At 71.9% G+C, this 7,505-nt stretch carries 6 protein-coding genes; 1 reads left to right on the top strand and 5 read right to left on the bottom strand.

Features of this window, described 5'->3' with window-relative positions:
• Positions 1 to 316 precede the first annotated feature (316 nt).
• From J0670_RS24405 to J0670_RS24390, 4 genes are read right to left on the bottom strand one after another with little or no spacing between them, the layout of a single operon-like run.
• Entirely contained in the window at positions 317 to 1,423 is a 1,107-nt protein-coding gene (locus J0670_RS24405) for an ROK family glucokinase (RefSeq protein ID WP_207813802.1), read from the bottom strand.
• Positions 1,420 to 2,298: an ATP-binding cassette domain-containing protein gene (locus J0670_RS24400; protein WP_207813801.1), complete on the bottom strand. Its 879-nt coding sequence runs from the start codon at positions 2,296 to 2,298 to the stop codon at positions 1,420 to 1,422. Before J0670_RS24400 ends, J0670_RS24405 begins: the two co-directional genes overlap by 4 nt.
• Entirely contained in the window at positions 2,295 to 3,326 is a 1,032-nt protein-coding gene (locus J0670_RS24395; protein ID WP_207813800.1) for an ABC transporter permease, read from the bottom strand. The genes J0670_RS24400 and J0670_RS24395 overlap by 4 nt, the downstream gene beginning before the upstream one ends.
• Positions 3,323 to 4,342: a sugar ABC transporter substrate-binding protein gene (locus J0670_RS24390; RefSeq protein ID WP_207813799.1), complete on the bottom strand. Its 1,020-nt coding sequence runs from the start codon at positions 4,340 to 4,342 to the stop codon at positions 3,323 to 3,325. Before J0670_RS24390 ends, J0670_RS24395 begins: the two co-directional genes overlap by 4 nt.
• Before the next feature lie 360 nt (positions 4,343 to 4,702).
• On the opposite strand from J0670_RS24390, the gene J0670_RS24385 reads away from it, so the two are divergent.
• Positions 4,703 to 5,785 carry an alpha/beta hydrolase-fold protein gene (locus tag J0670_RS24385; protein WP_307806668.1) on the top strand — a complete coding sequence of 361 codons (1,083 nt, stop codon included), beginning with the start codon at positions 4,703 to 4,705 and terminating at the stop codon, positions 5,783 to 5,785.
• Positions 5,786 to 5,936: 151 nt separating this feature from the next.
• Here J0670_RS24385 and J0670_RS24380 read toward each other — a convergent pair whose 3' ends face one another.
• On the bottom strand, positions 5,937 to 7,490 hold the full coding sequence (locus J0670_RS24380) for a PucR family transcriptional regulator (RefSeq protein ID WP_243437450.1): 1,554 nt from the start codon (positions 7,488 to 7,490) through the stop codon (positions 5,937 to 5,939).
• Positions 7,491 to 7,505 lie beyond the last annotated feature (15 nt).

The raw sequence follows: 7,505 nt of genomic DNA, 5'->3' as shown, positions 1-7,505 counted from the left end.
GCGGCGCCGGCAGCGACGGCCGCGACCGCTGGAAGTCGGCCGGCTGACGCTGGCGAGACCGGACGCCCAGAGGGCGACTGCCGGACGACAGATTTCAGCAAACAGAAAACGTAATCTGTTCGCTGAATTCTGTTCGCCGTCAACCGTTCACGCCCGCCGCACACCGCCCGCGACCAGGGCGGCGGGCACGAAGGCGGGCGGGCGCGGGACAACGGCGGCGAGGCCACCCGAGAGGCGATCGACGGCGGACAGCTTTCAGCGAACAGATAACGAAATCTGTTCACTGAAAGCTGTCCGCCGTCAGCTGTTCGCGCCCCTACAGCGCGCTGCGCTCCACCCGGCGTCGCTTGATGGTGCGGAAGCGCCGGGCCACCTGCCGAGCCAGGTCGGCCGCCCCGACCAGGCCGGCCTCGTTGCCGAGGGCGGCGTGCACGATGGTGGCCTCGGGGCGGAAGCCCCGGCCCGTGAGGGTACGGCGGAAGGTGTCCCGGGCCGGGCCGAGCAGCAGGTCGCCCGCCTCGGAGACGCCGCCGCCGATGACGAAGCGCCCCGGGTCGAGGGCGGCCGCCAGGTTGGCGATGCCGACGCCGAGCCAGGTGCCGACCTCGTACAGCAGCTCGGTCGCGGTCGGGTCGCCGGCCTGCGCGGCCTCGGTGACCAGCGGCCCGGTGATGCCCTCGACGATGCCACCCGCCCGGGCGAGCAGCGGCTGCACCACCGGGGACTCCTCGGCGACGAGCTCGCGCGCGTCGCGCACCAGCGCGTTGCCGGAGGAGTACTGCTCCCAGCAGCCGCGGTTGCCGCACGGGCAGCGGTGCCCGCCCGGCACCACCTGCATGTGCCCGAACTCGCCCGCCAGCCCGAACTTGCCGCGGTCGACGTAGCCGTCCCGGACGACCGCGCCACCGATGCCGGTGCCCAGGGTGAGCATCACCATGTGGTCCTCGCCGCGCCCGGCGCCGAAGCGCCACTCGGCCCAGGCGGCCGCGTTGGCGTCGTTCTCCACGATCACCGGGAACCGCAGACGCTCGCTGAGCGCCTCCTGGAGCGGCTCGTTGCGCCAGTTGAGGTGCGGGGCGAAGAGCACTCGGGAGCGGTCGGCGTCGACCCAGCCGGCCGCGCCGATGCCGACCGCGTGGACGTCGTGCCGGTCGGCGAGTTGCAGCACCAGCTCGACGATGACGTCCTCGACGACCTTGGGGCTCTTGCTCTTGTGCGGGGTGTCGGTGCGCAGCTTCTCCAGCACCTTCCCCTCACCGTCGACCACCCCCGCGACCACCTTGGTGCCGCCGATGTCGACACCGATGGTGGGCAGCCGCAGTATCCCCGCGGGCAGGGCACGGCGACGGCGTTCGGCACGCGGGCCGAGGCCGAGCAGGGTGGGCAGGACGGCCGGCCGGGTGCTGCCTTGGGGGCTGGTCACGGCTGCGGACGCTCCTCACGGGAATCTCGGGAATCACGGGAATCACTGGAATCTAGGGACCCGTAGGACCCACGGAGCTCCTGGGAGTCCCGTGAATCGGACGGTCGGGCCAGCTCGTGCGACAGCTCCGCGAGGTCGGAGCCGCCGGCCATCTCGGTGGTGAGCTGTTCCAGGCTGATCTCGGCGCGCGGGTGGCTGCCCGCCATCCGCCCCCGCTTGAGCAGGGTGAAGTGGTCGCCGACCAGGTACGCGTGGTGCGGGTTGTGGGTGATCAGCACGACCCCCAGCCCGGCGTCGCGGGCGGCGGTGACGTACTTGAGCACCACCCCGGACTGCTTGACGCCGAGCGCCGCGGTCGGCTCGTCCAGGATGAGCACCCTGGCGCCGAAGTGCACGGCCCGGGCGATGGCCACGCACTGGCGCTGCCCGCCGGAGAGGGTGCCGATCGGCCGGTCGACGTCGTGCAGGTCGATGCCCATCTTCGCGAGCGCCTCGCGGGTGGTGGCGCGCATGCCGTCGGCGTCCAGGCGCAGGCCGCCCCAGCGGCGCATGCCCTGCTCGGAGCCGAGGAAGAAGTTGCGCCAGACCGGCATCAGGGGGACGACCGCGAGGTCCTGGTAGACGGTGGCGATGCCCCGGTCCAGGGCCTCGCGCGGGGAGTCGAAGCGGACCTCCTCGCCGCCGACGGTGTACCGGCCCTCGTCGTGCCGGTGCAGCCCCGCGATGATCTTGATCAGGGTGGACTTGCCGGCCCCGTTGTCGCCGAGCACGCAGCTGATCTCACCGGACCGCAGGGTCAGCGAGACGTCCTCCAGCGCCCGGACCGTCCCGTAGGTCTTGCCGACGCCTTCGAGCGCGAGCAGTTCCGAACTCATCGCGGCCCCCGTTCGGCCCGACGCTTGACGTAGGCGTTCAGCAGGGCGGCGAGCAGCAGCATCGCGCCGAGGAAGAACTTGAACCAGTCCGGGTTCCACTGGGCGTAGATGATCCCCTTGCTGGCCATGCCGAAGATCAGCGCGCCGAGCGCGGAGCCGGCCACCGAGCCGTAGCCGCCGGTGATCAGGCAGCCGCCGATGACCGCCGCGACGATGTAGATCAGCTCGTTGCCGACGCCCTCGCCGGACTGCACGGTGTCGAAGGAGAACAGCAGGTGCTGGCCGAGCACCCAGGCCCCGAAGCCGACCCCGAGGTAGAGCACGGTCTTCGTCCGCGCGACCGGCACGCCGACCGCGCGGGCGGCGTCCGCGTCCCCGCCGACGGCGAAGATCCAGTTGCCGAAGCGGGTGCGCAGCAGCACCCAGCTGCCGACCGCGAGCATGCCGAGCCACCACCAGACGGTGGCCTTGACGGTCAGCCCGCCGATGGTGACCTCGGAGGCGAACAGCCAGCGGCAGGACTCGAAGCCCTGCATGTCCGCGATCGACTTGGTGGAGACCGTCCCGGAGATCGCCTTGGTGACGCCCAGGTTGGCGCCGGTCAGCATCAGGAAGGTGCCCAGGGTGACGATGAAGCTGGGCAGCTTGGTGCGGCCGAGCATCCAGCCGTTGAACCAGCCGATCGCCAGCGTGGTCGCCAGCGAGACCAGGACGCCGACCCAGGTGACCGCCGTGAACTGGTACGAGACCATCGAGGAGGTCAGCGCGGCGGTGGTGACCAGCACGCCGGCCGACAGGTCGAACTCGCCGCCGATCATCAGCAGCGCGACCGGCACGGCCATGATCCCGATGGTGGAGGCCGCGTAGAGCACGGTGCCCAGCGAGGAGACCCGCAGGAAGGGCTCGGCGACGACGGCGAAGACCACGAACACCGCGGCGGCGGCGATCAGCGAGCCGAGCTCGGGGCGGGCGAGGAGGCGCCGCAGGGCCGCCGGGCGGTCCTGGACGAGCAGGTCGGGGGTGCTCACCTGGTCCCCCTCGCGACGTACTCGGCGAGCGCGTCGGCGTTGTCCTTGGTCAGGATCTGAGGGCCGGTCGAGACGGGCTTGCCGCCGCCGAGCATGTTCAGGTTGTACTTGTACAGCCAGATCAGGTCGACGCCCTGGTAGCCCTGGAGGTACGGCTGCTGGTCGACGGCGAAGCCGACGCTGCCGGACTTGAGGCCGGCCACCACCTGCGGGCCCAGGTCGAAGGTGTCCAGCTCGATGCCGGGGCGGGCGTCCTGGATGGCCTGGAGTCCGGTGGCCGCCATCGGGCCGGAGAGGGTGAGCACGGTGTCGATGCTCGGGTCGGACTGGAGCTTGGCGGAGATCGCGGCGCGGGCGTCGGGCATGTTGACGCCGTTCACGTACATCACCTGGAAGCCGGCACCGGCCTTGGACTGGGCGCCGGAGCAGCGCTGCTCCTGACCGATGTTGCCCTGCTCGTGGATCACGCAGAGCACGTTCTTGCGGCCGCGGGCGGCCATCTCCTGGCCGGCCGCCTGCCCGGCGGTGGCCTCGTCCTGGCCGATGTGGGTGAGCGCTCCGAACTTCGCGGAGTACTCCTCGCCGGAGTTGATGGTGATCACCGGGATGCCGGCCGCCTTGGCCTTGCCGAGGACGTCGGCCATGGCGTCGCCCTTGGCGAGGGTGACCAGCAGGCCGTCGACCTTCTGGTCGATGGCGGCCTGGACGAGCTGGACCTGGTTCTGGGTCTGCGCGTCGTTGGAGTACAGGAAGGTGATGTTGTCCTTGGCGGCGGCCTGCTCGGCGCCCTTGCGAACAGTGTCCCAGAAGGCGTCGCCGGCACCGGCGTGGGTCACCATGGCGACCTTCCAGCGCGGGGTGGTGACGGCGCTGCCGCCGGTGGCCGCGGCCTTGGCGCGGGCCTCCTCGGCGCGTCTGCCTCCGGTACTGCTGCAACCGGCCGCGGTGACCGCGATGGCCAGGACGGCGCATACGGGCCAGAAGCGGCGGGACGGGCGAAAGCGGGTTGTGCTCATCCCTATAGTCTCTCTGGCCCGGCCGCGCGGAATCGCACCGCCTCGCCCAGCGGGGCGATCGGCACGGAAGGTAAGGTGCCCCGGGGGACCTTCCTGGTAGTTCGCTGAGCATCTGGTCCGGACGTACGCCGTTCGGGTGGCAGACTAGGCGCCGATCCGAGCCCGGAACACCACGGCAACGTGATGTTCCTCTCAGGTTCCGCACAGATTCGGACGGCAACCGATCACCGGTTCTCTGCCGTCTGATGCCATTGACGCGCGTCCGGGCGAGTGGGGCCCGGGCGGCGAGCGACCCGGATACGAGAATTGATGGAACTGACAGGTACGCCATTCTTCATCCTCACCGTCATCCTTGTGCCGGTGTCCATCACTGTGGCGCTGCTGTTCTGGGGGAAGGTGGGCGGCCCCCAGCCGGTGCGGTTCCTCTCTCGGATCGTCATGATCATGTTCTGCCAGGTCACGGCCGTGCTGATGGTCTTCGTGATGGTGAACAACGCCAACCTGATCTACGGCAACTGGGACGACCTGCTCGGCACCGGTGACCACGTCCGCGCGGTGCCCTCGGTGGCACCGGCCGACCCGGCCGGCAACCCGAACGGGCAGTCCGCCGACGCCGCCAAGCAGCCGCCGAAGGTGCTGCAGAAGTTCGGCGGCGTGAACGACCCGGCGGTGCCGGGCGACGTGCAGAAGACCGAGCTCAAGGGCCAGGTGTCGGGCGTCGACGGCGAGGTGCTGGTCTGGCTGCCGCCGCAGTACAACGACCCCGCGTTCAAGGACAAGAAGTTCCCGGTGGTCGAGCTGATCCCGGGCTACCCGGGCTCCTCCTCCACCTGGTACGGCACCCTCAAGGTGTCCGAGCAGCTCAAGCCGCTGATGCAGCAGGGCAAGGTCGCGCCGTTCATCCTGGTCTCGCCGCGCACCCTGCTGCTGGGCAACCACCAGGACGCGGGCTGCACCGACATCCCCGGCAAGATCAACGCCGACGCGTGGATCACCCGCGACGTCCCGCAGATGGTGCTGGACAACTTCCGCGCCGACCCGTCCTCGGACCGCTGGGCGATCGCCGGCTACTCGGCCGGCGCCCACTGCGCGGCCAAGCTGTCGCTGGCCCACCCCAACCGCTACCGGGCCGGCATCGCGATGTCCGGCTACAACGACCCGGCGACCGAGGGCGACTCGCTGGTCGGCAAGGACCCGAAGCTGCGCGAGGCCAACAACCCGGTCAACATCCTCAAGACCGCTCAGCAGCCGCCGAAGGTCGCCCTGCTGGTCAGCGGCGCCAAGGGCGACGGCTACGAGGCCGGCCAGGCGATCGCCGCCGTGGCCAAGGACCCGACCAAGGTCCAGGTCGAGGAGAGCACCGGCCCGCACACCACCGACATGTGGAAGCAGATGGTGCCGAGCGCCTTCGAGTGGCTCACCTCGGTCATCCCGCCGCAGTGACAGACCGGTACGAGTGAAGGGCCCGCCGCGAACGTTCGCGGCGGGCCCTCCGCTTTCCGGGGAGCCGGACGGGAGCCCGCCGGACCGGCGCCTCACGGACGGAATCTCACAGGAAAATCCCAGGAAAACTTCGGCAAATCCCAGGAGAAGATCAGGCCAGCTCCAGCGCCAGGTAGAAGTCCACCCGGTCCTCCAACCGGGAGAGGTCCCGCCCGGTCAGCTCCTCGATCCGCCCGATCCGGTAACGCAGCGTGTTGACGTGGACGTGCAACTGCCCGGCGCAGCGCGTCCAGGAGCCGTCCGAGCGCAGGAACGCCTCCAGGGTGCGGACCAGGTCCGCCTGGTGCTCGATGTCGTACGCGATCACCTTGTCCAGCAGCCGGCTGCGGAAGGCGCGGCGCACCTCGTCCGGGACGGCGGCCAGCAGCAGCACGTGCGAGGCCAGCTCCTCGGGGCCGGCGACACAGACCCGGCCGACCCGGGCGGCGGCGATCCGGCGGGCGTGCCGGGCCTCCTCCAGGGCGCCGCGCAGGCCGCCGACCTCGGCGGCGGGGGCGGAGACTCCGAGGGTGATCCGGCCCTCCGAGCCGAGCCCGGCCTCCAGCGGGGCGAGCAGCTCGCGCAGGACGTCGGCGGGCACCGGGCCGGCCGGGGCGGGGAGCACCACCACGGCGCCGGTTCCCGCCCCGGCGACCAGGGCGCGGTCGGTGGTGCCGCCGAGCGCCTCCTCCAGGACGGCCCGCACCATGCCCTCGGGCAGGCCGGTGCCCTCGGCGCTGAGCACCAGCCAGGAGTCCTCCTGCGCCGGGGACTTGGGCTCGGGGCCCTCGTAGCGGGCGGCCATCGCCGAGGAGGCGTACAGGGTGCGGCCGAGCTCGGCCGGGTCGGCGTCGCGGCGCAGCAGGGCGAGCAGTTCGTCGGCGAGGCGGCGGCGCAGCCGGCGGCCCTCGTCCCGGCGGTGGCGCTCGACCGCGACCAGCCGGGCCAGGTTCTCGGCGAGCTGCTGGCGCTTGGTGGTCCATTCGGTGATGTCGCCGGCCACCGCGAGCACCCAGTCGGCGAGCGGTGCCTCGTGTTCGGCGGAGGCCGGGGCGGGCAGCAGCGAGTAGACGCCGCCCGCCAGCCGGGCCCGGTGCGGGGGGCGGCGGCGCTGGCGCTGGGCGGCGAGGTGGGCGCGGACCAGCTGGTCGCGGTCCTCGGCGGTGAGCCGCTCGGCCGGGCCGGCGATCACCGCACCGGTCGGGGTGAGCACCCAGCAGTCCAGGTCGAGGTCGCCGCCGAGCAGGTCCAGCACCGCGTCCAACCCGCCGCCGCCGGCCGCCGAGACCAGCAGCCGGTGCCGGTCGACCAGGGCGGCGAGGTCGGCGGCCCGGTCGGCGGAGACCTGGCGGCCGATGAACTCGGTGACGGTGCCGAAGGCGATGTCGTCGGGCACGGCCAGCAGCGGCATCCGGTGCCGGCGGCAGGCCTCGACCAGGTCCTCGGGAACCGGTCCGACCTCGGCCTCGCCGGCCGCCAGGGCGACCGCGCCGCCGGCCGCGAGGGTCCGTACGAACCGCTCGGAGTCGGCCGGGCCGCTGCGCCACAGCATGCCGGTGAGCACCAGTTCGCCGCCGTGCAGGTAGCGGCCCGGGTCCTGGAGGTCCGTGGTCATGACGCCGCTGACCTGCCGGTCCAGCTCCTCCTCGGCCGCGAGCAGCCGCAGTCGGGGGGCGCCGGG

The sequence above is a fragment of the Streptomyces sp. FH025 genome (assembly GCF_017427025.1).
Taxonomy (GTDB): domain Bacteria; phylum Actinomycetota; class Actinomycetes; order Streptomycetales; family Streptomycetaceae; genus Kitasatospora.
This window is presented reverse-complemented; position numbering and strand designations above follow the sequence as displayed.

Coding starts and splice junctions, on each gene's coding strand:
- J0670_RS24400 (WP_207813801.1), bottom strand. CDS start 2,298: ATGAGTTCGGAACTGCTCGCGCTCGAAGGCGTCGGCAAGACCTACGGG.
- J0670_RS24390 (WP_207813799.1), bottom strand. CDS start 4,342: ATGAGCACAACCCGCTTTCGCCCGTCCCGCCGCTTCTGGCCCGTATGC.